The 24998-nt window shown below is 65.8% G+C and carries 20 protein-coding genes and 2 pseudogenes; 7 read left to right on the top strand and 15 right to left on the bottom strand.

All coding sequences use genetic code 11. From position 1 onward, the window contains the following. Window positions 1-100 precede the first annotated feature (100 nt). Together DB708_RS19125 and DB708_RS19120 are read left to right on the top strand one after the other, a co-directional pair. A complete protein-coding gene (locus DB708_RS19125) occupies window positions 101-907 on the top strand; it encodes an enoyl-CoA hydratase (protein WP_108924541.1) in 807 nt (268 codons plus the stop codon). A 75-nt stretch (window positions 908-982) separates the two neighbouring features. After that, window positions 983-2326 carry a DUF2867 domain-containing protein gene (locus DB708_RS19120; RefSeq protein WP_108924540.1) on the top strand — a complete coding sequence of 448 codons (1344 nt, stop codon included), beginning with the start codon at window positions 983-985 and terminating at the stop codon, window positions 2324-2326. A 9-nt stretch (window positions 2327-2335) separates the two neighbouring features. Here the strand turns inward: DB708_RS19120 and DB708_RS19115 are convergent, their stop codons facing one another. Together DB708_RS19115 and DB708_RS19110 are read right to left on the bottom strand one after the other, a co-directional pair. Beyond that, window positions 2336-3058: a CPBP family intramembrane glutamic endopeptidase gene (locus tag DB708_RS19115; protein ID WP_108924539.1), complete on the bottom strand. Its 723-nt coding sequence runs from the start codon at window positions 3056-3058 to the stop codon at window positions 2336-2338. Continuing rightward, window positions 3055-4197: pseudogene (locus DB708_RS19110) on the bottom strand (NAD(P)H-binding protein). The gene DB708_RS19115 and the pseudogene DB708_RS19110 overlap by 4 nt, the downstream one beginning before the upstream one ends. A gap of 82 nt (window positions 4198-4279) precedes the next feature. Here DB708_RS19110 and DB708_RS19105 point away from each other — a divergent pair. The 3 genes from DB708_RS19105 to DB708_RS19095 are packed head-to-tail and all read left to right on the top strand — an operon-like array spanning window position 4280 to window position 6927. Next, window positions 4280-5380: a type III polyketide synthase gene (locus tag DB708_RS19105; RefSeq protein ID WP_108924538.1), complete on the top strand. Its 1101-nt coding sequence runs from the start codon at window positions 4280-4282 to the stop codon at window positions 5378-5380. Window positions 5381-5413: 33 nt separating this feature from the next. Next, a complete protein-coding gene (locus DB708_RS19100; RefSeq protein WP_108924537.1) occupies window positions 5414-5914 on the top strand; it encodes an isoprenylcysteine carboxyl methyltransferase family protein in 501 nt (166 codons plus the stop codon). After that, window positions 5911-6927, top strand: a complete 1017-nt coding sequence (locus DB708_RS19095; protein WP_108924536.1) for an NAD(P)/FAD-dependent oxidoreductase — start codon at window positions 5911-5913, stop codon at window positions 6925-6927. The genes DB708_RS19100 and DB708_RS19095 overlap by 4 nt, the downstream gene beginning before the upstream one ends. Before the next feature lie 2 nt (window positions 6928-6929). On the opposite strand, the gene DB708_RS19090 is transcribed toward DB708_RS19095, so the two are convergent. The 6 genes and pseudogenes from DB708_RS19090 to DB708_RS19065 form a co-directional block, all read right to left on the bottom strand. After that, a complete protein-coding gene (locus DB708_RS19090) occupies window positions 6930-7733 on the bottom strand; it encodes a crotonase/enoyl-CoA hydratase family protein (protein WP_108924535.1) in 804 nt (267 codons plus the stop codon). Continuing rightward, entirely contained in the window at window positions 7730-8878 is a 1149-nt protein-coding gene (locus DB708_RS19085) for a thiolase family protein (protein WP_108924534.1), read from the bottom strand. Before DB708_RS19085 ends, DB708_RS19090 begins: the two co-directional genes overlap by 4 nt. 254 nt (window positions 8879-9132) lie before the next feature. Next, window positions 9133-10761, bottom strand: coding sequence for an allophanate hydrolase (atzF, locus tag DB708_RS19080; RefSeq protein ID WP_108924533.1), 1629 nt, complete (start codon window positions 10759-10761; stop codon window positions 9133-9135). An 18-nt stretch (window positions 10762-10779) separates the two neighbouring features. Beyond that, a pseudogene (locus DB708_RS19075) lies at window positions 10780-12796 on the bottom strand (5-oxoprolinase/urea amidolyase family protein). After that, complete coding sequence (locus tag DB708_RS19070; RefSeq protein WP_108924532.1) at window positions 12793-13395, bottom strand: urea amidolyase associated protein UAAP2; 603 nt, start codon at window positions 13393-13395, stop codon at window positions 12793-12795. Before DB708_RS19070 ends, DB708_RS19075 begins: the two are co-directional and overlap by 4 nt. Further along, a complete protein-coding gene (locus DB708_RS19065; protein ID WP_108924593.1) occupies window positions 13392-14159 on the bottom strand; it encodes a DUF1989 domain-containing protein in 768 nt (255 codons plus the stop codon). The genes DB708_RS19070 and DB708_RS19065 overlap by 4 nt, the downstream gene beginning before the upstream one ends. A 134-nt stretch (window positions 14160-14293) precedes the next feature. Between DB708_RS19065 and DB708_RS19060 the strand changes: the two genes are divergently transcribed. After that, window positions 14294-14959, top strand: coding sequence for a TetR/AcrR family transcriptional regulator (locus tag DB708_RS19060; RefSeq protein ID WP_108924531.1), 666 nt, complete (start codon window positions 14294-14296; stop codon window positions 14957-14959). An 85-nt stretch (window positions 14960-15044) separates the two neighbouring features. Here DB708_RS19060 and DB708_RS19055 read toward each other — a convergent pair whose 3' ends face one another. The 7 genes from DB708_RS19055 to DB708_RS19025 form a co-directional block, all read right to left on the bottom strand. Beyond that, window positions 15045-16529, bottom strand: a complete 1485-nt coding sequence (locus DB708_RS19055) for an aldehyde dehydrogenase family protein (RefSeq protein WP_108924530.1) — start codon at window positions 16527-16529, stop codon at window positions 15045-15047. Window positions 16530-16674: 145 nt separating this feature from the next. Continuing rightward, window positions 16675-17895 (bottom strand): cytochrome P450, encoded by a 1221-nt coding sequence (locus DB708_RS19050; RefSeq protein WP_108924529.1) that lies wholly within the window; start codon window positions 17893-17895, stop codon window positions 16675-16677. Continuing rightward, window positions 17896-18888, bottom strand: coding sequence for an SDR family oxidoreductase (locus DB708_RS19045; protein ID WP_108924528.1), 993 nt, complete (start codon window positions 18886-18888; stop codon window positions 17896-17898). Next, window positions 18881-20017, bottom strand: a complete 1137-nt coding sequence (locus tag DB708_RS19040) for a spirocyclase AveC family protein (RefSeq protein ID WP_108924527.1) — start codon at window positions 20015-20017, stop codon at window positions 18881-18883. The genes DB708_RS19045 and DB708_RS19040 overlap by 8 nt, the downstream gene beginning before the upstream one ends. Beyond that, window positions 20017-21135 (bottom strand): ABC transporter substrate-binding protein, encoded by a 1119-nt coding sequence (locus DB708_RS19035; RefSeq protein WP_108924526.1) that lies wholly within the window; start codon window positions 21133-21135, stop codon window positions 20017-20019. Before DB708_RS19035 ends, DB708_RS19040 begins: the two co-directional genes overlap by 1 nt. 95 nt (window positions 21136-21230) lie before the next feature. Beyond that, window positions 21231-22070 carry a CbbQ/NirQ/NorQ/GpvN family protein gene (locus DB708_RS19030; RefSeq protein ID WP_108924525.1) on the bottom strand — a complete coding sequence of 280 codons (840 nt, stop codon included), beginning with the start codon at window positions 22068-22070 and terminating at the stop codon, window positions 21231-21233. A gap of 136 nt (window positions 22071-22206) precedes the next feature. Then, window positions 22207-23895 carry a nitric oxide reductase activation protein NorD gene (locus tag DB708_RS19025; RefSeq protein WP_108924524.1) on the bottom strand — a complete coding sequence of 563 codons (1689 nt, stop codon included), beginning with the start codon at window positions 23893-23895 and terminating at the stop codon, window positions 22207-22209. Window positions 23896-23988: 93 nt separating this feature from the next. On the opposite strand from DB708_RS19025, the gene DB708_RS19020 reads away from it, so the two are divergent. Further along, window positions 23989-24963, top strand: coding sequence for an SDR family NAD(P)-dependent oxidoreductase (locus tag DB708_RS19020; RefSeq protein ID WP_108924592.1), 975 nt, complete (start codon window positions 23989-23991; stop codon window positions 24961-24963). The last annotated feature ends 35 nt before the right edge of the window (window positions 24964-24998 follow it).

The following is a 24998-nucleotide window of genomic DNA, read 5'->3' as shown; positions in this document are numbered from 1 at the left end:
CGTCTGCTCTGACGCGCGTCAACCCGGTCGTTGGCATCTTCGCAGCCGCGCTCGACGGCCGCGCACCCCGGTCGCTTACCCGGTGGTTAGGGTGGGCCCCATGCCGGAATCCGCGCTCGACACACAGACATCCGTGGCAGGTCTTGACGTCACGCTTTCCGACGGTGTGCTGGCGGTGACCATCGACCGGCCGGACAGCCTGAACTCGGTGACCGCGCCGGTGCTGACCGGGATCGCCGACGCGATGGAAAGCGCGGCCACCGATCCGCGCGTCAAAGTGGTGCGCTTGGGCGGCGCGGGTCGCGGCTTCTGCTCGGGTGCGGGCATGAGTGCTGACGACCTCGCCAACGGCGGGCCGGGCACCGAGATCATCGCGGAGGTCAACCGCGCCATCCGGGCGATCACCGCATCGCCGCGCCCGGTCGTCGCGATTGTGCAGGGGCCCGCGGCAGGCGTCGGTGTTTCCCTGGCGCTGGCATGTGACGTTGTATTGGCTTCTGACAAAGCATTTTTCATGCTTGCCTTCACCAAGATCGGATTGATGCCCGACGGCGGCGCCTCGGCGTTGGTCGCCGCGGCGATCGGCCGGATCCGCGCCATGCGGATGGCACTCCTGGCGGAGCGGTTGCCGGCCGCCGAGGCGTTGTCCGCGGGCCTGGTCAGCGCGGTCTACCCGGCCGAGGAGTTCGACGCGGAGGTCGACAAGGTGATCTCGGCGTTGTTGGCGGGTCCCGCCGTGGCCTACGCCAAGACCAAGGACTCGATCAACGCGGCCACATTGACCGAATTGGACGCGGCCCTGGAGCGCGAATTCCACGGCCAGGCCGCGCTGTTGAGATCGCACGACTTCGCCGAGGGCGCAACGGCATTCCAACAGCACCGCACGCCGAACTTCACCGACCGCTAATACGGTTAGCGGCCACCGAACCGGCAATCCTTCTTTGCATCAGTTGCGAATAACTGACATGCAGAGAGGGAATCAATGGTGGGACAACTGCGCTGTCTGGTGACCGGTGCGACCGGCTACATCGGTGCTCGATTGGTGCCGCGCTTGCTCGACGAAGGTCACCGCGTGCGCGCCCTGGCGCGAAACCCGGGCAAGTTGGCCGACGTACCATGGCGCGAGCGGGTCGAGGTGGCGCGCGGCGACCTGGCCGACGTTGACTCGCTGATCGCAGCATTCGCTCACATGGACGTCGTCTACTACCTGGTCCACTCGATGGGGACGTCGAAGGATTTCGCCGCCGAGGAGAGTCGCTCGGTCCGCAACGTCGTGACCGCCGCGCGTCGCACCGGCGTGCGGCGGGTGGTGTACCTGTCCGGGTTGCATCCCGAAGGCAGCGGGCTCTCGCCACACCTCGAGTCGCGCCGGGCCGTGGGTGAAGCGCTGATCGATTCGGGAATCGAGACGGTGGTGCTGCAGGCCGGTGTGGTGATCGGCTCGGGGTCGGCGTCGTTCGAGATGATCCGGCACCTCACCGAGCGGCTACCGGTGATGACTACACCGAAGTGGGTACACAACCGGATCCAGCCCATCGCGGTTCGCGACGCGCTGCACTACCTGGTCGCCGCGGCATCGGCTGAGGTACCCGGCACACAGCGAGCGCGCACCTGGGATATCGGCGGACCCGACGTGCTGGAGTACGGCGACATGATGCGGGTCTACGCCGACGTCGCCGGCTTGCATCGGCGCTACATCTTCGTGCTGCCGTTTCTGACACCGTCGATCGCCAGCCTGTGGGTGGGGACAGTGACCCCGATTCCATCCGGCTTAGCGCGCCCGCTGATCGAATCGCTGGAATGCGATGCGGTGATGGGTAATTCGGACATCAATACCATCATCGACCCGCCGCCGGGCGGGCTCACCCCCTACCGCCGCGCCGTGTCGCTGGCGCTCAACCGGGGGGCGCAGGGACTGCCGGACGCCGGCCGGCCCTCGCCGCAGCGGGAACCGGCAGAACCGCTGCCCAGCGACCCGGACTGGGCGGGCGAAGTCGTCTACACCGACCTGCGGATTGCGTCGACAACCGCAGGCCCCGAACAAGTATGGGCGGCCGCGTACAACGCCGCCAACAACGACGCACGTTGGCAGGTGGCGGAGTGCAAGCCCGGTACGACGCTGCGACTGTGTTCCCGCAGACGCACCCGGGGAACGGCGTGGCTGGAAATGACGGTCACGCCGCAAGACGGCGGCAGCAGGTACACACAGCGGGCGATCTTTGTGCCGGCTGGACTGCGGGGGCGCCTGTACTGGTTCTTGGCGCGGCCGCTGCACATCAGCGCACTGGCCGCGCTGGCCCGCAACGTGATTGGCACCCGCGAGTAGCCGGCGTGTCTAGACGCCGAACATCGGCGGCAGCACCAGCACCATGATCAGGCCCCAGAAAAAGTGGGTCAGCATCGGAGCCAGGATCCCGCCGCTGGCCCGGCGCTCCAGCGCGCACACAGTGCCGAGGATGACTGCGGCAAAGCCGAGCATCGGGTTGCCGCTGGCCAACGTCACGCACAGGTACAGCAAGGTTGAAATCGCCACTGGCGCAAGGCGACCCAACGCGGTGTACAACGCTCCGCGGAAGAACACCTCCTCGGCGACACCGTTAATCAGGGTAATCACCACGACCAGCCAAAACGATCCCTGATGCGCGTACTGCAGCACCCGGGCGACCAAGGACGCAACGGCCGGGATCTCGCGGGCAGCCAGGCCGCCGAGCACGAAAATACCACCGAGCAGCAGGCCGATGGCCGTGCCGCTGATCACCGGGCGCTGATTGCGGCCGCGCCAGTTGATACCGCCCAGATGCAGCGGCCCGGACAGGAATGCACCCGCGAGCCAGACGGCGGCCAACGCCAGGGTCAGCCAATAGAAGTTGGAATCGCCGGGCGCACGCCGCAACGAAAAGCCAAGCACCGCAGCGCCGATCACCACTGTAAGAGTGACGACGACGCGGCGTCGTCGCACCACCGAGGGCGGTTCATGGTGTGGCACAGCAAAATTGGTGACGGCCCGACGCAGTTCGGAGTACACGCTGGTGTGGTACGGGCGGGTGGCTTGGCTCATGCCGGACGTACCTTCGGAGTGAGGGTGAGCACGATGTCGAGGCCGGTTCGCAGCGCTCCGGCGACCGGGCCGGGAACCATGTTGACCAGCTTCAGGGTGGGTCGTGCGATCGGCGGGGTGATCATCCTGGCAAGCCGCCGGATGTGCAGGGCGTCCCCGCCGGCCTATCCGGGATCGGTATCGGCGAGATGATGCGGATCGGCCAGCGCATTGACGGGCCGGGGGCTGCCGTTCGACGTCAATGCCCGGCAGATGGCGTCCTCGACGCTCAGCAGGCCGCCGCGCGGGTCGGGTACCCGACCACGTAGGCCGCTGGCAGAGGCCACCATCGGGTGATCCAGCGACTCCACCAGATCGCCGGCCAATCCCATGGGCACCGGCAGCGCGAGCCCGGTGACCAGCGACGCCAGCGACGTGTCGACTCTGCCGACCGGCAATGCGGCGTGCCACCTGCCCGAGACGCGCGCATACGTCTTGAGCAGGTCCCGGTAGGACGTGGTGTCCGGGCCGCAGATGTCATAGGCGCCCGCGGGCACCCGCCCGGGGTTCGCCACCGCGAGCAGGTAGTGCAGCACGTCGCGAATGGAGATCGGATCGATCGGATTGTCCATCCAGCTCGGAGCCGGGATCAGCGGGAAACGGTCGCCGACGTAGCGCATCATCTCGAAGGATGTGGACCCGGCGCCGATGATCACCGCCGCCCCCAGCCACACCAGTTCCGGTCCGTCGGGGATCGTCAGGGCCTCGGCCACCTCGGCCCGGCTGGCCAGATGGTCGGACAACTCCCCACCCGCGGGCACGAAGCCGCCCAGGTAGACGATGCGCCGCACCCCGGCATCCCTGGCGGCGGCCGCGACGTTGGCGGCCGAGGCCTGGTCGGCGTCGCGAAAGTCGGGCTGCCCGATCGCGTGCACCAGGTAATAGACCACGTCAACCGGGCCCGCGGCGTCCATCGCCGCCTGCGCCGACACGGGGTCACAGGCATCGAGTTCGACCGGTGCGACGTGGTCAAACCAACCGAAGCGCTTGAGCCGCTCGGGGTTTCGGGTGGCGGCTACCACCTGGTGTTGGTTCGCAAGCAACGCCGTGACCAGACGCGATCCCACATAGCCACTGGCACCGGTGACCAGAATTCGCATACCCCTGACCCTATCCCGCAAGGGGCGCGTCTAAACCAGAACGGCGTTGAACCAATCGAGTTAGGGCACCGTAACTAAAAGCATGGAGGACATCAGAGGGGGTAATTCCGCACGCCTGGCGTTGCAAACCGTGGCCAGTGCGGATCCGTCAGTAGCAGCGGTTGCCGTGGAGTTCCCGCAGAACTATCACCGGCAAGACGCGCTCATCGACAGGTTAAGCGGCGTCCTTGGCGAACATTTTCGGCGCTTTGCCATGACCAGCGGGGTCGATCAACGCCATCTCGCGGTGTCGATGGATCGAATGGAGCAGCTGAGCGGCTTCACCGAGGCAAACGAGGCCTACCTCGAGGTAGCACTCGATCTGGGTGAGCGGGCCCTGCTCACGGCACTTGACGAAGCCAAGGTGAAGCCGTCGGACGTCGACATCGTCTTCTCGACGACCGTCACCGGGCTGGCCGTACCCTCGATCGAGGCGCGACTGGCGGGGCGGGTCGGACTGCGCGAAGACGTCAAGCGCGTCCCAATGTTCGGCCTGGGCTGCGTGGCAGGCGCGGCAGGTGTGGCCCGCATGCACGATTATCTGCGTGCCTTCCCCGACCAGGTGGCCGCGTTGCTGGCCGTCGAACTGTGCACATTGACGATCCAGCGCAACGACCATTCGATAGCCAATCTCGTTGCCACCAGCCTGTTCGGCGACGGCGCCGCCGCCGTGATCGCGCGCGGCGCCGACCACCTGGACACCCAAAGTAGGGGGCCCAGGGTGTTGGCCACCCGGAGCAGGCTGTATCCGGACACCGAAGACGTTATGGGCTGGAAAATCGGCAGTGAGGGCTTCCAGATCGTCTTGTCGGCCGACGTGGTGAACGTCGCGCAGAAATACCTCGGTAACGACGTCCGCAAGTTCCTCGCCGACCATGGGCTGACACCGCAGGACATCTCGGCGTGGGTTTGCCACCCCGGTGGGCCCGCGGTCATCGAAGCGGTCGAAGAAGTGCTGGAACTGCCCGGCAACGCCCTTGATCGAACCCGAAACTCGCTGCGCGACAACGGCAACTTGTCGTCGGTCTCGGTGCTGGACGTGCTTGCGGCCAACCTGGCGGATCCGCCATCAGCTGGTTCGCTTGGCCTCATGATCGCGATGGGTCCGGCTTTCTGCGCCGAGCTCGTTCTGCTGGCCTGGTAGCCCCGGAAGCCTGATACGCGAGATAGTGGTGACATGTACTACCTGCTGATTCTGGCGGTCGGGCTCGAGCGCGTCGCGGAGCTGGTGCTGTCCAAGCGGAATGCGCAATGGTCTCTTACCCAGGGCGCCAAGGAGTTTGGCCGGCCGCACTACATCGTGATGGTCCTCATTCACACCGCTCTACTGGTCGGCTGCGTGGTGGAACCGTGGGCATTGCACCGGCCGTTCATTCCGTGGCTGGGCTGGCCGATGCTGGCGATCGCGGCGGCCAGTCAGGTACTGCGCTGGTGGTGCATCGGAACCCTGGGCCGGCGGTGGAACACCAGGGTGATCGTGTTGCCGGAAGCGCCCCTGGTGAACCGGGGGCCCTACCGGTGGCTGCACCACCCGAACTATGTTGCAGTGGTGGCTGAAGGGTTCGCATTACCGCTGGTACACACGGCGTGGCTGACGGCGGCGACGTTCACCGTCGCCAACGCGATCCTGCTCAGTGTGCGCATCCGGGTGGAGAACTCCGCGTTGGGCTACACATGAGCAGGTACGACACCGACCTGCTGATCGTCGGCGGCGGCCCGGGTGGGCTCGCCACGGCATTGCAGGCCCGCAGGCACGGGCTGTCGGTGATCGTGGCCGAGCCGCGCGAGGATCCGATCGACAAGGCGTGCGGCGAGGGGCTGATGCCCGGCGGCCTCGCCGAACTGACGTCGCTCGGCGTCGACCCCGCCGGCATGCCGTTTCGCGGAATCGCGTACGTCAGCGAGCAGCGCCGCGCCGAGGACCTGTTTCGCGCCGGTCCGGGCCGCGGTGTGCGGCGGACTACCCTGCATGCGGCGCTAGAAGCACGCGCCAAAGAGCAAGACACCGAATGGATTCGGACCAAGGTGACCAGCGTCGAGCAGGACGCGCATGGCGTGACCGCCGCCGGCATCCGGGCGAAGTTCTTGGTGGGGGCCGACGGACTGCACTCGACGGTACGGCGGTGCGCCGGCATCAAGGCCACGGCCGGGAAACCGCGACGGTACGGCGTGCGTTGGCATTTCACGGTGCCGCCGTGGTCGGAGTTCGTCGAGGTGTACTGGTCCCGGTGGGGAGAGGCGTACGTGACGCCGGTCGAGCCGGATCTGGTCGGCGTGGCGATCCTGTCTCAGGGACGCCCCGAGCTGGGCTGGTTTCCGCGGCTGGCCCGCCACCTCGAGGGCGCGAGCCGCGGGCACGCGCGCGGCTGCGGCCCACTGCGGCAGGTCGTCTCGCGCCGCGTCGCGGGCCGGGTGCTGCTAGTGGGCGACGCGGCGGGCTACGAGGACGCGCTGACCGGCGAAGGAGTCAGCCTGGCCGTCAAACAGGCCGGGGCGGTCCTCGACGCCATCGTCAATGACACACCGGCGGCATATGAGGCGGCGTGGCACCGGGTTACCCGCAATTACCGCCTACTGACCCGGGCCGTCGTGTTGGCCAGCACGCCACGAATGACGCGACCCGCGATAGTGCCAGCGTGTGAACGCCTACCCGGTGTGTTCGGCTTCGGGGTCAACATCCTGGCGAGCTAGCGCTAACGCGCCTTCCAGACCGGCTCCCGCTTCTCGGCGAACGCCAATGGCCCTTCCTTGGCGTCCTCGGATCTGATCAGGGTGCGCATCTCGTTCACGGTGCGCTCCCAGCCCACCTCGTCGCCGGTGATCACGCCGTCGTCGACGCCGGTAGCGATGCGCTTGCTGGCCTGCACCGACAGCGGCGCGTTCACGGTGACGCGGGCCGCCATCGCCAGCGCGGCGTCCAGCACGGAGCCTTCCTTGACGACCTGGTTGACCAGGCCCCATTCCCAGGCGTCGGACGCCGTCATCGGTTCACCGGTCAACAGCAGTTCCATCGCCACCTTGCGGGGCAGCTGATCGACGATGCGAAAGACACCGCCGGCAGCGGCGATCAATCCGCGTTTGACCTCGGGCAGACCGAATTTGGCCAGCTCGTGGGCGACGACCAGGTCGCTGGCCAGCGCCAGCTCGGTGCCGCCACCCAGCGCGGTGCCGTTGACCGCGGCGATGGTGGGCTTGTCGATGAAGTGGCGCACGTAACCGGCAAAGCCCCAGTCGGCGTGGTCGGGGTGATACAAGTTCTCCCGGCGAGCGATCGCCTTGAGATCGGCTCCGGCGCAAAACGATTTGTCGCCGGAGCCGGTGATCACCACTGCCCGCACGTCGGCGTCGTGCTGCGCTTCTTCCAGCGCATCCCCGACGCCGATGCTGACGGCTGCGTTGATCGCGTTGCGCGCTTCGGGCCGGTTGATGGTTATCACCATCACGTTGCCCCGGCGCTCGACCAGCACCGCCGGTGCGGCGCCGTCAGCGTCCGTCACAGCAGCTCCACAATGGTGGCGTTGGCCTGGCCACCACCCTCACACATCGTCTGCAGGCCGTAGCGAATTCCCTTGTCCCGCATGTGGTACAGCAGCGTGGTCATGATCCGCGCCCCGGAGCCGCCGAGTGGGTGGCCGAGCGCGATCGCGCCGCCGTTGGGGTTGAGCTTCGTCTCGTCGGCGCCGATGTCTTTCAGCCAGGCGAGCGGAACTGGCGCGAACGCCTCGTTGACCTCGTAGGCACCGATGTCGTCGATGGAGAGGCCGGATCGCTGCAGCACTTTCTGGGTGGCCGGGATGGGCGCGGTCAGCATGATGACCGGGTCGGCTCCGGCCAGGGTTGCGGTGTGCACCTTGGCAATTGGCTTGAGTCCCAGGTCCTTGGCCTTCTCCGCGGACATGAACAGCAGCGCGGCCGCGCCGTCGGAGATCTGCGAGGAGTTACCGGCGTGAATCACGCCGTCCTCCTTGAACGCCGGCTTCAACGAGGCCATCTTCTCCATCGGCGTGCCGCGGCGGATGCCTTCGTCCTTGAGCACGACGTTGCCGTCGGAATCCTTGATGCCCACGATCTGGTCGTCAAAGGCGCCGGAATCCTGTGCAGCAGCGGCCTTTTCGTGGGAGTCGAGGGAGAACTGGTCGAGCGCGGTACGGTCGAGTCCCCACTGCTCGGCGATCATCTCGGCGCCCAGGCCCTGGTTGGGAATCTTGCCGTCGTAGCGGGAGATGAATTCCTGCGGGTAGGGCCGGCCACCATTGGCCAGTGAGGCCCCCATCGGGGTGCGCGACATCGACTCCACGCCGCCGGCGACGACCACGTCGTAGTGGCCGGCCACCACGCCGGCCGCGGCGAAGTGGATGGACTGCTGGCTGGATCCGCACTGGCGGTCGACGGTCACGCCCGGGACGGTCTCCGGCCACCCCGCGGTCAACAGCGCGGTGCGGCCGATGTCGAGGGCTTGCTCGCCGGCCTGCATCACGCAGCCCCAGATAACGTCGTCAACGATTACGGGATCGATACCGGCCCTGGTGGCCAGTCCGTTGAGCACCTGCGCGGACAGCTCCGCGGGGTGCACCCCGGAAAGTCCGCCGTTGCGCTTGCCGATTGGCGAGCGCACGGCTTCGACGATGACAGCTTCAGGCATGGTTATGTCTCCTTTGACTCCGGTCTTGCCTCGATTGTCAACCAAGGGGTTGGGCGGCCTAGTGCCGGGGTGGTATAGGAGATGTGCGCGGACCGGGCGTCACAGTGGCCACACCGATCCCGCGCGGTGGGGCTTGCCAATTCGTTGACGCACTGCCGGCGATGAGTGTGCGCGTTGGGTGCTGACACGCCGACGGAGTCGGCGCTAAGCGCACACGCGACGCCCTGGTCGCACGCGCGTCGACAGCGGCCGGTCTAACCGACCGCGCCTGCCTCGATCGCCGCGGCCCAGCCGCCGTAGCAACTGATGTCGGTGCCGGCAGCGGCGACCGCTGCGTCGCAGCCGAACGCGGTGCACCAAGTGCCGTCGGCTAGTTCAACCTTGCCGAGCTGCATCGGCGCCGGTAGTGCAGCCAGGAACGTACCGAGCGCGGCCGGCGAAAGCAGCCAACGGTGCCCCGTCAGCGCCGTGCCGACTGTTCCGTCGGGTGTTCGGGTCACCGCCGGCTTGGGCAGGTCGCCATCCAGCACTGCCATCCGGTAGCGCGGCGCGGTAGTCGCCGCACCGGCGAAACTGGCACCGAGGTCAGTGAGCTGGTGCGCCAGCGGGCCGGCACGCAAATGTGCGCCGAAGACCACCAGCTCGACGTTGCGGGCAACGGCCAACGGCCAGCTAGCTTCTGACAACGCGTCGCCAGTCAATCTTGCCGCGATGTCGAGCGCCACGGCATCATCGAAGGCCCGCCCCAGCACCGTCACCCCGAACTGCGCTTCGCCCGCCGTACCCGCGGGTACGGCGACCGCACACATGTCGAAGAGATTGCAGAAGTTGGTGTAGGTCCCCATTCGTGCATTGACCCCGATCGGGTCTGCCGCAACTTCGACTATCGACGGATGCATCGGGGCGGTCGGCACCAACAGCGCGTCGGCCCCGTCTAACGATGCCATGGCGCGGCGGTACAGCCGCTGGACTTCCCGACGGTCTCGAAGCAGCCGATGGGCAGGGATGTCGCGGGCGCCGCCAATAATCCGCTGGACCGCCGAATCAAGCGATGCGTCGGGATGCTGGTCGATGAATTCCCCTACGGCATCATATCTTTCGCTGACAAGTGCGCCATCGTAGAGAAGCCGGGCCGCCGCCAAGAACGGTGTCATGTCGATGGCACGGATGCGGGCACCCGCGTCTGCCAGTGCCGCGGCAGCGTTCTCGAACGCCGCACGCCAGTGCTCGTCCAGCTCGGGGAGCTCATTGGGCACGGCGACAACCGGGTTCGGCGGCGCCGCCAGCCGGGTATCCGCCGGCCAACTTCGTCCCGGCGCACCCGCTGCCATCACCGCCATGGCACGATTGGCCAAAGCCAGCTCGCGCGCGAATATCGTTAGGCAGTCGTATGATTCGCATGCCGGCACGACGCCGTCGGTGCTGATGACACCAACCGTCGGTTTAATTGCCACCAGGCCCTGCAATGCTGCGGGCACCCGGCCAGAACCAGCCGTATCGGTGCCGACCCCGATATCTGCCTCCTGGCAGGCGACCGCGACGGCGGAGCCCGAACTGGAACCACCGCTGACATGGCTCGGCCTTCGACTATCGGGCACAACGCCATACGGCGAACGCGTCCCCACCAGCCCGGTAGCGAACTGGTCGAGATTGGTCTTGCCGATCACCACCCCGCCGGCCGCCCTCAGCGCCGCCACCGCCGGTGCATCACGGTCAGGCTGATATGCGAACTCGGGACAGGCGGCGGTGGTGGGCAAGCCTTGCACATCGATATTGTCCTTGACCGCCAGCCGCATCCCTGCCAGTGTTCCTCGGCTCGAACGGCTTTGGGCCAGCTCCGTGACAAGCTCGGCGTCCGGACGTCGGCAGATCCACACGCTCATGGTTTCGATCGATTCCCTTCAGGAGGCCCGGGTGAATTCCCCGGCGAGGTGCCAAGCTTCGCGTTCGGCGTTAAACGCCATAGCTTGCTGCCGGCGGAACTCGGCGATGCTGTCGTCGTTGTCTTTGAGAAAATGGCGATAGTCAGCCAGCGAGAACTCACCGCTGGTGATGTCGACCTGGCCGCGTCCGGCAGACATGTCCGCGCGCAGTTCCAAGAGTTCCTCGGCGCCCACCGGAAAGAAGCTGATTTGGTCGAAATACCTGAGTAGCCAAGGTATTCCGGGTTCGAACGAGGCGGCTTCGTCGGGATGACGATGGTTCCACACCTGGGTGGTGCGTCCCACGAGCTGGTAACCGCCGGGCCCCTCCATCCCATAAACGCAGAGGTATGCGCCACCGATGCCAACGGCGTTCTGCGGTGTCCAGGTGCGCGCAGGGTTGTACTTCGTTGTCACCAGCCGATGCCGAGGATCCAACGGCGTGGCCACCGGTGCGCCCAGGTAAACATCCCCCAGCCCCAGAACCAGGTACTTGGCGTCGAAGACGATGTCGTGCACCTGCGAGTGGTCATCCAGACCATTGATGCGCCTGGTGAATTCGATGTTCCACGGACACCACGGCGCGTCGGCACGCACACCGTGCATGTATCGCTGGATCGCCTCGTGGGTGGCCGGATCGTCCCACGACAGGGGTAGCCGAACCGAACGACTCGATACTACGAGCTCGTGCCATGGCGGGAGAGATTCGTCCACTTCGGCCACCAGTTCAGTCACTTCGGCACAGGACAGCTGATCGGGAGCGAATTGGATCTGTAGTGACCGCACCCCGGGGGTCAGTTCCAGCACACCGGTGACGTTGCGCGCCCGGATCTGTTCATAGAGCACTTGAACCCGTGCCCGCATCGCCAAATCCAGTGCCATCAGGCCGTATTCGACGAGCACCCCGCCGTCGCCGGCGCGCCGCAACGTAACGGCGGTACCGTCGCCGGCCGTGTAGCGCTGAAGCACACCGTCGTCGCGGTCACCGGATGTCGAGATGACCAGCGGCAGTGACGCCCGTCTGCACGTAGCAAGCGACCGCAATGACGGTGCCCGATCGGCTCGCACCGGCACGAACCGCACCGCGTCCCCAGGCGCCATCTGGCCAAGCTTCCACCGGTCGCCGTTCACCACCGTCACCGGGCACACGAACCCACCGAGGCTGGGTCCGTCGGGCCCCAGCAGGATCGGTGTATCGCCGGTGAAATCCAATGCTCCAATGCAGTACGCGGTGTCGTGGATGTTCGACGGGTGCAAGCCCGCCTCGCCCCCGTCGAGACGAGCCCACTGTGGTTTCGGGCCGACCAAGCGAACGCCGGTTCGGTCGGAGTTGAAGTGCACGGTGTAGTCGGTGCTGATCAGTTCGTGGATGTCCGAGCGGGTGAAGAACTCGGGCGCCGCGTGCGGGCCCTCGGTCACCGCCAGCTCCCATCGGTTGCCGATACTGGGCTGGGTCTCATTGGGAGCGCGGGTGGCGTTCGCCGTTCGTCACCTCTGGCCCGCCGGCGGCGCTCAGTTCGTCCCCGTCCCGCAGCGAGCGCCCTTGGTGACCACCGAAGGCACCCAGCGTGAATGTCGCGGCGCTGCCCAGATACTCCGATGCACAAATGCCGCCTGCAACAAGGACATAGCACCGCATACCGGGCCCAGTGACCATGCCGATATCCAGCACACCCCCCGCGGGCACGCACACCGACCGCCATTGCGGAGCCGGATTCCCGTCGATGGTGACCGGCGCCGCGGCCCCCGTCACACACACCCACGTCGCTGTTGAAAAGCGCAGCGATGGACCGGCTTTGGTACATTCCAGGCCCGCCGCCCCCTCGGGGTTTCCGATTACCTGGTTTCCGATTCGAAACGACAGGTCGTCCATCGGACCGGAGGGCGGCACACCGACATGCCAAAACCCGGTACGTCCGGGCCAGTCCTGCACGGTGGTCAGCATGCCGGACCGCAGCACCTCGATGTGTGTCACGGACGCGAAATCACCATTCATACGGGTGTCGGGTTGAAGCCGTTGCACGGATTGTTGATCTGCGGACAGTTCGACACCAACACCAGCGTGTCGATCACGGCACGGACGGTAAGGCTCTTGCCAGGCGCTGACAAGCCGTCGACGATACCCAGCGTGCCGTCCGCTTCGACTGGAACGTTCATGAACCAGTTGATGTTTGGGACGATGTCGCGCTTGCCCAGGCCCCATTTGGCGCCTTCGCTCAGGAAGTTCTCGGCACAGGCGTGTTGGTGCACGGTGTGATGGCCGTAGCGCAATGTGTTCGATTCTTGCGAACAGGCTCCCGCAAGTGTGTCGTGATTGCCGACATCATCGGACACGACCTCCATCAACGCGGTGCCGTCCGCGGTTCGCAGCACCGAGCCAGTGGTCAAGAAGATGTTGCGTTGCGCCGCCACCGTGGCTTGAGCGCTGTAACGCTGGGTGTGGTCATCGGCGGCGTACAGCAGACAATCCACCGCCTGATTTCCTTCCAGGTCAACGATTTCCAGCTGCTGGCCGGCATGGACGATCGCCGACCAGGGCGCGCAGGCCGCCACGATCTCGTCAACGATGATCTTCGACTGCACAGTGGTTGTCATCGGGCGACCTCCGATCCGGTGGCTGCCAACCAGGCCGCCTCGCTGTTGAACAATGCACGCAGGTATTCGGGATCGTCATTGACCGGCGCTGTCAGCTCCTCGCCCGCTTTCCAACCCAGGACATCCAGCGCGGTAACCGACGGATCTGGGTCTAGTGGGTGAGCGGCGTTGACGAGTATCAGCACCACCGGCAGGTGAATCAAGAGATCGATTGCCGCCCCAGGGCCGGTGGAACCCGTGAATTCGAGTGCGCCGCAACCAGGATCGACGTGAACGCCCTGGAAGAACGATGCCGACGCCGCCACGTCCCGTATGTCGAGGCCGTGCTTGATGGCGCCTAACTGCAACAGCTGACGTCCGGCCTGCGTGGGCCCGCACAGCATGTCGTGGCGGCCCGAGGAGTCAGCAACCACAGTTGCCAGCAGCCGGCCCTGATCGGATAGCAGCGGATGGCCCGCGCGTAGGTAGGCATGCCACGGCACCTTCATGGTGTCGGCGACGTTCAACCGCTCCCAGGGCGCCTCGGCGCGATACAGCAGCACATGTGCGCACGCGCCGCCGTCGGGGTCTGCCAGCCGGACACGGCTGCCCCTGGCGAGAACTTTGGTGACGTAACCGTTCACCGGAATCGACTCGGCCCAAAACAGCCGCGAGCACTCGATGTCCGGTGGGGTCGTCGGTATTCGCATCGTCGCTTGCTGCGCCTGGGCACGCGCGTGCAATCTGGCACCGCCGGTCGAATCGGTGCTCGCGGGTGTGCTCATCGCGGTCTCCTTATCTGGCGGCGCGGCTATCCACTTGCAATTCGATTGCATGAGCGCGATCCCTGATTTTCTATCACATGATAGAAATATCTGCATCCGGCTGCCAAATTTTCACCGGGTTGGGAGAATGTGGCATGCGCAATGACAGGCGTGGGCGTCCTAGACTGGTGGTATCGCATCGGCCGGAACTGACCGCCAGGGACGAAATTCTTGACGCGGCCGCCGAATTGTTCACGACAGTCGGGTATGCTTCCACCTCGACGCGACGCATCGCGGAAGCCGTCGGCATCAGGCAGGCGTCGCTCTATCACTACTTCACCACCAAGGACGACATCATTGACGCGTTGCTCGCCGGTACCGTGGACGAGTCGCTGCGGCTGGCGAAGGAACTACTTGGCGAGGCCGGACCGGGCGCACCGCGGCTGCACGCCCTGGTGGTCGGTGATACTTCTCAATTGTGCGGCAGCCGATGGAATCTCGGTGCCCTCTATCTGCTTCCGGAGCTGCGCGCCGGCCGCTTCGGCACATTCCGTCGGCGCCGCAGCGCGCTGCGGGCCCGCTACCGCAAGCTCTCGGGCGCCGTCGTCGCCGAGAGCAACGGGCCGCCAGAAACTGATGACCTGCCGTTTCGTTTGGTTGAGTCAGTCATCAACCGACGCTTGGACGACGGTGTCTGCCCGCCCGATCACCCTTGGGTCATCGCCGAGAGCGCACTGCGATTGCTGGGCCACACCGGTGATTTCGCACAGCTGCGCAGGCTGACCGCCGAACGACTGCAGTCATCATTGCCGCTGAACTAGGAGCCGGGTGAGCGAACTCGGCAGCAGCTGCATGACGGCCCGGCAGGATCGCCCAGTCAAGTGCTGGGCCACAGCACTTTACGGTCTAGCCGACGGGATAACCGACCGTCTTGATCTCGGTGTACTGGTCGAACCCGGCCACGCCGTTCTGGCGGCCCACCCCGCTGTCCTTGTATCCGCCGAACGGTGCGTCGGCGCCATACGGAGCGCCGCCGTTGACGCCCATGAAGCCGGCCTTGATCCTGCGGGCCACCGCCAGCGAATGCTCCAGCGATCCCGACATCACGTTGCCTGCCAAGCCGTAGACGCTGTCGTTGGCGATTCGGATCGCGTCCTCTTCGTCGTCGAACGGGATGACCGACAACACCGGGCCGAAGATCTCCTCTTGGGCGATGGTCATCTTGTTGTCGACGTTGGTGAAAAGCGTTGGCCTGACGAAGTATCCCTTGTCGAAACCGGTGGGCGCATCGGGGCCGCCGACGAGTGCCGTGGCGCCCTCCTCGACACCCTTGCGGATGTAGCCCATCACGCGATCGCGCTGCTTCTCCGAGATCACCGGGCCGCACAGCGTTCCCGCGTCCTGCGGGTCACCGCATGTGACGTTCTCATAGATGCCCTTGAGGATCACCACACCCTCCTCGTAACGAGACCGCGGCAACAGCATCCGGGTGGGGTTCGCGCAACCCTGCCCGGCGTGCATGCACGGGGCGATGCCGATCGCGCAGGCCAACCCGAAGTCGGCGTCCTCCAAAACGATGGTGGCCGACTTGCCGCCGAGTTCGAGGAACAGCCGCTTCATGGTGGCCGCGCCCTTTTCCATAATCCGCTTGCCGACCACCGTAGACCCGGTGAACGAAATCAGGTCGACCTTGGGCGACAGCGTAAGCTCTTCGCCCACAAAGTGATCCGACGCGGTGACGACGTTGACCACGCCGGCGGGGATATCGGTTTTCTCGGCGATCAGCCGGCCCAGCCGGGTCGCGTTGAACGGGGTGTTGGGCGCCGGCTTGAGCACGACGGTGTTGCCAGTTCCCAGTGCCTGGCCGAGCTTGTTGAGAGTGACCTCGAACGGGAAGTTCCACGGCACGATGGCGCCGACCACGCCCACCGGCTCCCGCCAAACCTTGATGGAGGTGTTCGCACCGGTGAGGCTGATGACTCGATCGCCGAGATCGGTTTCCCAGGCGTACTCGTCGATCAACCTGGCCGGGTACTTCAGTCCGTCGGCCAGCGGGGCATCCAACTGAGGCCCGAACGTGATGGCCCGGGGCGAACCAACTTCGAGGATGAGCTCCTCGCGCAGCTCTTCCTTCTCCTCCTCGATCGCGTCGTGCAGCTGCAACAGGCAGCGCTTACGCAACTCGCGATTGGTCGACCAGTCGCTCTCGTCGAAGGCCCGACGGGCGGCGTCGATGGCCCGGAGCATGTCTTCCTTCGAGGCGTCGGCCACCTCACCGAGGGGCTCCTCGGTCGCCGGGTTGATGTTGGTGAAGGTGCCGGCCTGGCCATCGACGAGCTTCCCGTCGATCATCATCTTCGGCTCGAACCGGACCTTTACAGTGTCAGCCATATTTGTTCAGCTCTCTTCAGACTCGTGATCTTGTGACTCGTCCCTGCGGAGAGCCTTACTGGAAACTAGCCGATTGGCAACTTACCACCTGCGGGCAGGCCCTTGACGTGGGATTACCGCACGTCCGCTCGACGCCATGGCCGCCCTACTTCTGCGCGTCGAACAGCACCGGAACCGACGTCGGCGACCGGAACACCTGTCCACGGATGTGTGGGTCGTTCCCGTCGGGATCCAGCCGGAGATTCGGCAGCCGGTCCAACAAAAGGTTGATCGCGGTCCGCATCTCGAGCCGCGCCAGGTGCATGCCGAGGCAGACGTGCACGCCGTGCCCCCAGCCCAGATTTGCCCGAGCCTCGCGGTGAATGTCGAACGTGTTCGGGTCGGGATATCGCTCTTCTTGCCGATTCGCCGAACCGAGCATCGGCATCACCGTCGCCCCGGCCGGGATGGCCACGCCGCCGAGTTCGGTGTCGCGCGTCGCCACCCGGGTAATGGTCAACAGCGGTGATTCCCAGCGCACCCCCTCCTCGATAGCCTGCGGCAGCAGTGACCGGTCGACACGGATGGCATCCAACTGTGCGGGATCCGACAGCAGCGCCAGCAGCAGGCTGCCCAACGACCGGTAAGTCGTCTCGACGCCGGCCGGCAACAGCAGTCGCAGGAAGGAGAAGATCTCTTCGTCCGCGAGCTTTTCGCCGTCGATCTCGGCCGCAGCGAGCGCGCTGATCAAGTCTTCCTTCGGCTCCGCGCGCCGGGCTTCGAGTATCGGGGCGAAGTATTCGCACAGCGCGGCCGAGGCGGCAAGCCCGCGTTCGGGATTCATCAGCCAACTCAGCAGCGAAATCGACCACCGCTGGAACTGCGGGTAGTCCTCTTCCGGCAGGCCCAACAGGCCCGCGATGATCTGGCTCGGGTAGTCGAAGGTGAACTCCTTGACCAGATCCGCCTTGCCATTAGCCGCGAACTTGTCGATCAGACTGTTCGCGACACGGCCGACCAACTCGTCCTGCCAGCGCGCCAATGACTTCTGCGAGAACGCCTTTGACACCAGTGATCGCAACCGGCCGTGAACCGGCTCGTCCATGCCGAGCATCACGCCCTCACCGAGCACCGGGCCGAACGCCGCAATCACCGCCGACGACGAAAACGTCTCGTTGTCGCGCAGCATCTGCTGGATGTCCTCGTGGCGATACACGATGAACATCGGCAGCGATTCCTCGTGCGGCAACGCTCCCGACGTCTCGAGTCGCTGCACGGGCTCCTCGCGGCGAATGCGCGCCAATTCGGTGTACGGGTCACGCACGTCACCGGATATCGCGTCGTCGAAGGAGCCGAAATCCTCCAGGTCGTCGAATAGCTGTTCCATTTATTTTCCCTCACTCCCCTGTTGGCGCTTCGCCGCCAGCGCCGCCAAGCGCTGCAGCACCGGCTGCGGAAGAACGCGTGCACCAAGCACCATCACCTTCTGGGTGAGAGTCAACGGCCATGCCCCACCCCGCATCGAACCCTGTTTGGGTATGCCCAAGACGATCCGCGACATGTGGTGCATTCCTGAAGACGGCAGAATCCGGTTGAATGTCAGCAACATTGACGCATCCGGCCCGACACCGCGGCGGCGGAACGGCGCCTCGTCAGCGAGCGCCCTGACCAGTCCGTCGGTGAACCGTTCGGGGGGCCGAGCCATCTTCATCGCGAACCGTCCGCGGCTGTTCATGGTGTTGTGCAGTCGGGCGTAAGGGCCCTCGAAATTGCGATCATCGACGGTGCCCGCGTCGGTGATGATTTCGGTGTCGTAGGTGCCGGACACCAGGACGGTGACACCCAGACCGAAGGGCGCGATCTCGCACGCCATCGACTCGCCCCAGCGCTCCAACGCGCCCTTGGCCGCCGAGTAGGGCGCGGTGGCCGGCTGGCCGCGCACCCCGGCCGTGCTGGCGACCAGCACAATGCGTCCCTGACCCGCCGCGCGCATGGACGGCAACAGGGCCTTGGTGAGTTCGACCGGTCCCAGCACGCTGGTGGCGAACATGCGCTGCCACAACGCCATATCCGTCTCCTCCACCATTCCGGCCGCGGAGATCCCGGCGTTGTGCACCAGAGCGAATGGCGCCCCGACGGCTTCTTCAATTGCCTTGGCGGCACCAGCAATCGAGGCGGCATCCAACAGGTCGAGCTGGACGCCGATCAGCCGGTCGTCATCGTCAGCGGCCCCGGTTGCCTCCCGCAGCAGCGGAAGCCCAAGGTCGGGTGTGCGCATGGCCGCGACCACCCGCCACCCCTCGCGATAGAGGCGCACGGCCGAGGCGAATCCCAATCCGCGGGACGCACCGGTGATCACAACCGCGCGTGGCTCAGCCATTCTTGCTCGCGGTCGCGCAGGCGCCCTGACCCTGCGGCGGCGCTTCGACGTGCGGCCGGCCGTTCGGTTCGCCGCTCGCCCAGGTCGACCAGATGCCGACCGAGTACGGGCCCTGGGCGCCCGCCTTCTCGTAAAATCCCTGCGGGTCATAAACTTTGGCTTCTGGATAAGGCCACGGGCAGGCGACCGATGTCGCCGCATGGCTAACCTTGATGGCCCAGAACCAGGCGCCGTAAGCGAAGTACGACACGTTCATGATGGCGAACATCACCAGGAAAGTGCCGAGCACCGGACGGCTGGGGAAGATCTTGGCCTTCGCAGTCAGCTTCTCGGCCACCGACTTTCCGGTGTCATCGCGATAGCAGAGGATCGCGGCGGGCACCATCACAAAGGTGACCGAAAACGACTCCCAGATCAGCGGGAACTGGAACGTGGTGCCGGTAAAGACCGAGCCCCAGGGAATCACCTGGGAGTAGATGTACATGCCGGCGTGCACGAGCTGGATCTCCAGCCATGCGTCGAAGATGAAGCCGATCACACAGGCCAGCAGGCCCAGGCTCCACAACGGATGTCGCGACACGAACGATTGCGGCCCGTATTTAGCCTGCAGTTTGCGCAGGATCCAGATCGCCGGGAAGTACGGACCGAAATAGAAAGTGACGTAGCCGAATACGACGAACGGCTCGACGGTCGGCGACAGCGATACCAACGGCCAGGACTCCGGCCAGTGAATGAGGTCGGGGTTGTACACCGCGAACGGCGACCAGTTCATGATCGGGTCCTGCCACACGATCAACGTGGTGCACAGGAACATCAGCATGACCGGGCTGCCCGGGTTGCGGCGCCAGCCCCGGATGAACACCACCAGCAGCACCAGCAGCATGATGCACGTTGAGATATGCAGGAAGGTGATGTAGTCCAGGCCGAAGATGAACTTCACCGGCCGGGGCCGGCCCTGCACATTCGGATTGGCGACGCGCGGGTCAAGAGCGACACGACAATTCGCGATGAAGAAGAGCGCGAACGCCGCCAGCGCGGCGCCGGCGATCCAGCCGCCCCAACCCCGGTTTGCGCCCGGCTGCGTGGGTTTGTCGTTTGTCGTCAGTGGTGTGGACTGTTCTGTGGACATCAGTCTTCCTCTCCGAAGCGATCCACCAGGTGTGAGTTGATTCCGTCGGCATCGAGAGTCCGGGCCACCAGGTAGCCGGCGCCCATCCAGGCGCGACGGGTCCATTTGCCGAACGACACCCGAGTTCCGGGCGCGCCCGAGGCGGCGGGCATCATCTTGACCCGCTCCAGCGCCTCTTTGACGCCGCGCGGACTCAACGGGTGAGCGTCGGTGAAGGCCCGTACGAGGGTGGCGGCGACGTCGCGGTTGACGACGGTCACGCAGAACTCCGGGCGACTGCCGTTGTACTTCTTCGCGTAGCTGTCGAGGAAGTCCTGGCCGATCTGGTTCGCCTCGTCGTACTGGTCGACACCGGTCCAGCCCAGGAACGCGTTCCACATGATCGGGTTAACCCATGCGTTCTGCCATGCGGTGGTGGTGAAACGGGGCGGGTCCCAACCGAGGGCCTCGAGCGCCGGGTTGATGAAGACGATTCCGAATCCGAAGCCCAGGTGCACGATCGCCTCGGCCTTTGCCTCATGGAGCGTCCGGACCGCGGCGTTGATGTCCTGAGCCGTCTGCGCGATCGCGACTTCGGCAACGATGCGAATGCCCTTGCGCCGACAGGCAGTTCGCAGGTTCTTCAGGTAGCTCTCGCCAATGAGGCTCTGCTCGACCAGCACACCGATTTCGGCGAGTCCGCGTTTGGCGATCAGGTCTGCCAGGAAGATCGGCTCATCGGTCATCGATCCCTGCGGGAAGGCGAAGGTCCACTCGCCCAGCCAGTCGTCGGTGCCGGTCACGGCGATGGCCGGTACCTTGAATCGTTCCTCGATCGCTTCACGCACCGGCACGCATTTATCGGTGATGTGCGGCCCGAAGACCAGCAGGCAACCCTCGTCGACCAGTTCGCCGTATGCGTCGATCACCGCCTTCACCGAACCCTTGGGCAGACCCTCCACCTCGCGATAGATCATCTGCACGGGACGGTCAATCAGACCCTGGGCGGTGGCCTCCTCGAAAATGAGGTCGAAAGTCTGGGTGAAAGAGGCGAACAGATCCTCGGGAAATCCCGGCGGCAGCGTGAAGTCCATCAAGTAGCCGACCTTGATCGGCTCAGCGCTGCTTTCGTAGGACATCTGACCTCCCGGGTGACCTGCACGCTCGCAAACGATCCATGGCTGACCTAATATTTGTTCAGACGGTAGCGGCGGCGCCGTGCAGCGTCAATCATCTATCCGCCTTCGCCCAGGTAGACCTCGACCATTTCGCCCAACGCCCGGCCCACCGCCACATCATCGGTGAGCGGCCCGGCGATTGCGGCTTTCGCCGCCTCTTGCATGGTCAGGCCCTCAGCGACCAGCCTGCCCGCCGCGATCAAAACGCGGGTCGACGCGACCTCGCGCAGGCCACCGGTTTCCAGGCGGCGGATGGCCTGGCCGAAACGCACCAGCTCGGCCGCGGTCGCGGCGTCCACACCGGCTTCGTGTGTGACGATGCCTTCTTCGACATCGGCTGCGGGGAAACCGAATTCGATGGCGACCATGCGCTGGCGCGTTGAATCCTTGAGGTCCTTGAGCACGCTCTGGTAGCCGGGGTTGTAGGACACCACCAGACCGAATCCGGGCGCCGCGTCCAGCGTGATGCCCAGACGCTCGATCGGCAGCTGGCGCCGGTGGTCAGCGAGCGGGTGCAGCACCACGGTCGTGTCCTGCCGGGCTTCCACGACTTCGTCCAGGTAGCAGATCGCACCCTCGCGCACCGCCCGGGTCAGCGGGCCGTCCACCCACACGGTCTCGTCGCCACGCAGCAGATAGCGCCCGACCAGGTCCGCCGTGGTGAGGTCGTCGTGACAGGAAACCGTGATCAACGGCCGGCCGAGGTCGTGGGCCATCGCCTCGACGAAGCGGGTCTTGCCGCAACCCGTCGGCCCCTTCAAGACGAGCGCCAGCCCCTGGCGGTACGCGGCTTTGAAGATTGCCTCTTCGCCGCCGACCGCCTGGTAATAGGGCCGCACCTCATCCGTGTCGGGACTCGTGCCGTTGCGGCTGGCGATCCCGGACTCGTTGGTCATAACGTCCCTTCTGCTGATTTATTGGAGCCTATCCGGAACAGATGTTTGTTTCAAGTGCGCTCACGTGCAGCTTTGGATCCGAAGCCCGTACACGAACTACATTCGGGGACATCACATCAGCGCAGATTCTCCGCGATCAGGCACTCACCCGCCGCCGAACCTCTGCCGAACGCAGCGCGGACCGGAAGAGCGGTCCGATCACGCCGGCGAGCTGATCCGGGCGTGCGACCGTGGCGTGCGCGGTGCTGCCGAACACCCGGCGAAGCGATGCGACATCGGTGCCCGCACCGATCGTCAGGCACACACAGCCGGTCCCCCGCCGCCGTGCCTCGGTCAACGCGCGGCGCGCGTCAGCGGCGCCGTAGGGCCGCTCGTAGCCGTGGTCGTAGGCAAGGCCATCGGACAGCACCACCAGCAGCCGCCGTGACGTGCCGCCACGCGCCTCCAGCACCGACGAGCCGTGCCGGATGGCCGCGCCGAGGCGCGAGTACGCGCCAGGCTCCAGACTGTTGAGCCGCCTGATGATGTGGGCGTCGAGATGGTCGTCGAATCGCTTGACGGGCACCATCGCTACCGCCGAGCGCCCCTGCGAGTAATAGGCGTAGAGACAGACCCGGTCACCGAGGTCGTGCAGTGCGACGGTCAGGTTGGCGACCGCGGCCCGCTGCTGCTCGTGCACCGTGCGCCCCACCGTTCCGGGCTCGGCCGCCGATCCCGACACGTCCAGCAGCAGCAGCACCGACAGGTCGCGCCGGCGCCGCAAGCTGTCGAGGTATACCGATTCGTCCGGCACCGATCCCGACCGCACCTCGACGCGAGCTTCGACGGCCGCGTCGATGTCGATGTCGTCGCCCTGCGATTGACGGTGCCGACGGTGCAGCCCCATGCCGAGTCGCGATAGCGGTCGCCGCACCCCGATGGCGTCGTCGATCGCCTGGGTGGCGGATGCCTTGACCTCCGGCTCGACCTCGCGCACGGTGCACCATGCGGGCCGATACCGCTTGCGGGCGGCGTCCCATTCCGGATACCGCACGCCGTCCGCCGCGGCCTCGGCGTCGTCGACGTCCTCGCTCGCGGTTGAGGCCAGCGACGACACGGCGTGCGCACCGCGTTTGCCCGAGTTGGTCCGATGCGTGGGGGCATCCGCGCCTGGCGGTCCACCCCCGCTGCCGGTCTTGCGCGCGGACGACAGCATCTTCTTCAGCCACTTGCCGATGAACCCGCCCCCGCCGACCGGGCTGGTGAACAGATCCGGATCGTCGGAGTCGTCGACCTCGCCGTCGTCGAGCTCCTCGAGTTCCTTCGGACCACTCTTGCGCGGGACGTGCCCGGCGTTGGCCTGTTCGTCTTGTTTGGTGACGCGGGCGCACGCAGCCATCACCTTCGCCGCCCGGATCACCCCGAACCCCGGGTCGTCGAGCGGCGCCCGTCCGGCGGCTATCTCCAGCGACGCGGCGGGTGAGTCGCTGCGGGCGGCGATGTCACGATTACCCAGCGACGCCAAAACCGTTGGTAGCAAATGGGCATTGGCGACCAGTGCGCGGTGACCCTCGACCGCGAGGTAGCGCTTGGCCAGCCGGGGGTGACGAACCAACGACCCGACCGCCTCGGGGTCCAGGCTGCCGGCGGCGATCATCGACGCGTGTACGGCGATGGCCTCGAGTTTCGCGCGCGCGGGTGCGGCGGCGTCGACGTGAATCGTCTGGCCGTCCGTCCAGGCCGGTTCGCCCGCCGACAACCCCGCGACCGCGACGGCCTGGCCCGCCAGCGCGGAGGCGAGCATGCCCAGGGCCTGCAATCGCTCGGCACGTGCGTCGTCCCCCACGCAACCTCCGACTTGTTGACCAAATATCTGTTCCACCGTAAAGTCCGGCGTCACGGCAAGTCAAACGGCCGTCGGGTCAGTGGGGAGCACATCATGATTGACTTCGCCGGCCAGGTAGCTGTGGTTACCGGCGCCGGCCGCGGACTCGGCCGCCTCTACGCGCTGGACCTGGCGCGCCGCGGTGCCGCGGTGGTTGTCAACGATCTCGGCGGTTCGATGCGCGGCGACGGCGCCGACACGAAGATCGCCGACGACGTGGTCGACGAGATCACGAAAGCGGGCGGACACGCGATCGCCTCCTACGACTCGGTGGACAACCCGGCGGGCGGTCAGGCGATCGTCGACGCGGCCGTGGGCGCATTCGGGCGCCTGGACGCGGTCGTCAGCAATGCCGGCATCTTCGGCAGCGTGGCATTCGAAGATCTCTCGGTCGACGACTGGACGCGAATGCTGCGTGTCCATCTGGACGGCGCGTTCTATCTGTCCCAGCCCGCGTATCGCGTGATGAAGAAGGACGGGGGCGGGCGGTTCGTGTTCATCTCGTCGTCAGCCGGCATCTTCGGCCAGCCTATGGAGGCTCACTACGCCGCGGCCAAGGCCGGTCTGGTGGGGTTGACGAATGTGATCGCGATCGAAGGCGAAGCGCACGGGATATTCGCGAATTCAGTGATGCCAACCGGTTTTTCGCGAATGGTCACCGAGACCGTCGGTGACGAGAAGTTTCTCGCCGAATCCGGCTTCATGCAGGCCATTCGGCCCGAACTCGTGGTACCGCTGGTGACGTTTCTCGCCAGCCGTGCCTGTGGGTTCACCCACCGCAACTATTCGGCCGCCGCCGGACGGTATGCGCGGATATTCATCGGGCTGAGCGAGGGGTGGCTCGCAGACACCGAGAGCGAACCAACGGCCGAAGACATTGAGGCACATCTCGAGCAGATGTCGGCCACCGACCGATTCCTGGTGCCGGGCTCGATCGTCGACGAGGTGCTGGAAGTCTGCGAGCGACGCGGCGTCAGCGCGATGCCGGGTAACGCAGAGGTCGCATTCCCCGAGGCCCAGTCCAGGTAAACGTTATTGACCACAAAAATGCTCCACCGTAAAGT

Origin of the sequence: Mycobacterium montefiorense (assembly GCF_003112775.1) — a bacterium.
GTDB lineage: Bacteria > Actinomycetota > Actinomycetes > Mycobacteriales > Mycobacteriaceae > Mycobacterium > Mycobacterium montefiorense.
The sequence above is the reverse complement of the archived record's forward strand: the minus strand, read 5'-3'. Positions and strand labels throughout refer to the sequence as shown.

What these genes read in the sequence shown, in the direction of transcription:
- DB708_RS19040 (WP_108924527.1), bottom strand. Translation starts at nt 20,017, where the DNA reads ATGTCCACAGAACAGTCCACACCACTGACGACAAACGACAAACCCACG.
- DB708_RS19120 (WP_108924540.1), top strand. Translation starts at nt 983, where the DNA reads ATGGTGGGACAACTGCGCTGTCTGGTGACCGGTGCGACCGGCTACATC.
- DB708_RS19125 (WP_108924541.1), top strand. Translation starts at nt 101, where the DNA reads ATGCCGGAATCCGCGCTCGACACACAGACATCCGTGGCAGGTCTTGAC.
- DB708_RS19100 (WP_108924537.1), top strand. Translation starts at nt 5,414, where the DNA reads ATGTACTACCTGCTGATTCTGGCGGTCGGGCTCGAGCGCGTCGCGGAG.
- DB708_RS19085 (WP_108924534.1), bottom strand. Translation starts at nt 8,878, where the DNA reads ATGCCTGAAGCTGTCATCGTCGAAGCCGTGCGCTCGCCAATCGGCAAG.
- DB708_RS19045 (WP_108924528.1), bottom strand. Translation starts at nt 18,888, where the DNA reads ATGGCTGAGCCACGCGCGGTTGTGATCACCGGTGCGTCCCGCGGATTG.
- DB708_RS19035 (WP_108924526.1), bottom strand. Translation starts at nt 21,135, where the DNA reads ATGTCCTACGAAAGCAGCGCTGAGCCGATCAAGGTCGGCTACTTGATG.
- atzF (WP_108924533.1), bottom strand. Translation starts at nt 10,761, where the DNA reads ATGAGCGTGTGGATCTGCCGACGTCCGGACGCCGAGCTTGTCACGGAG.
- DB708_RS19030 (WP_108924525.1), bottom strand. Translation starts at nt 22,070, where the DNA reads ATGACCAACGAGTCCGGGATCGCCAGCCGCAACGGCACGAGTCCCGAC.
- DB708_RS19060 (WP_108924531.1), top strand. Translation starts at nt 14,294, where the DNA reads ATGCGCAATGACAGGCGTGGGCGTCCTAGACTGGTGGTATCGCATCGG.
- DB708_RS19065 (WP_108924593.1), bottom strand. Translation starts at nt 14,159, where the DNA reads ATGAGCACACCCGCGAGCACCGATTCGACCGGCGGTGCCAGATTGCAC.
- DB708_RS19115 (WP_108924539.1), bottom strand. Translation starts at nt 3,058, where the DNA reads ATGAGCCAAGCCACCCGCCCGTACCACACCAGCGTGTACTCCGAACTG.
- DB708_RS19020 (WP_108924592.1), top strand. Translation starts at nt 23,989, where the DNA reads ATGATTGACTTCGCCGGCCAGGTAGCTGTGGTTACCGGCGCCGGCCGC.
- DB708_RS19055 (WP_108924530.1), bottom strand. Translation starts at nt 16,529, where the DNA reads ATGGCTGACACTGTAAAGGTCCGGTTCGAGCCGAAGATGATGATCGAC.
- DB708_RS19105 (WP_108924538.1), top strand. Translation starts at nt 4,280, where the DNA reads ATGGAGGACATCAGAGGGGGTAATTCCGCACGCCTGGCGTTGCAAACC.
- DB708_RS19095 (WP_108924536.1), top strand. Translation starts at nt 5,911, where the DNA reads ATGAGCAGGTACGACACCGACCTGCTGATCGTCGGCGGCGGCCCGGGT.
- DB708_RS19070 (WP_108924532.1), bottom strand. Translation starts at nt 13,395, where the DNA reads ATGACAACCACTGTGCAGTCGAAGATCATCGTTGACGAGATCGTGGCG.
- DB708_RS19050 (WP_108924529.1), bottom strand. Translation starts at nt 17,895, where the DNA reads ATGGAACAGCTATTCGACGACCTGGAGGATTTCGGCTCCTTCGACGAC.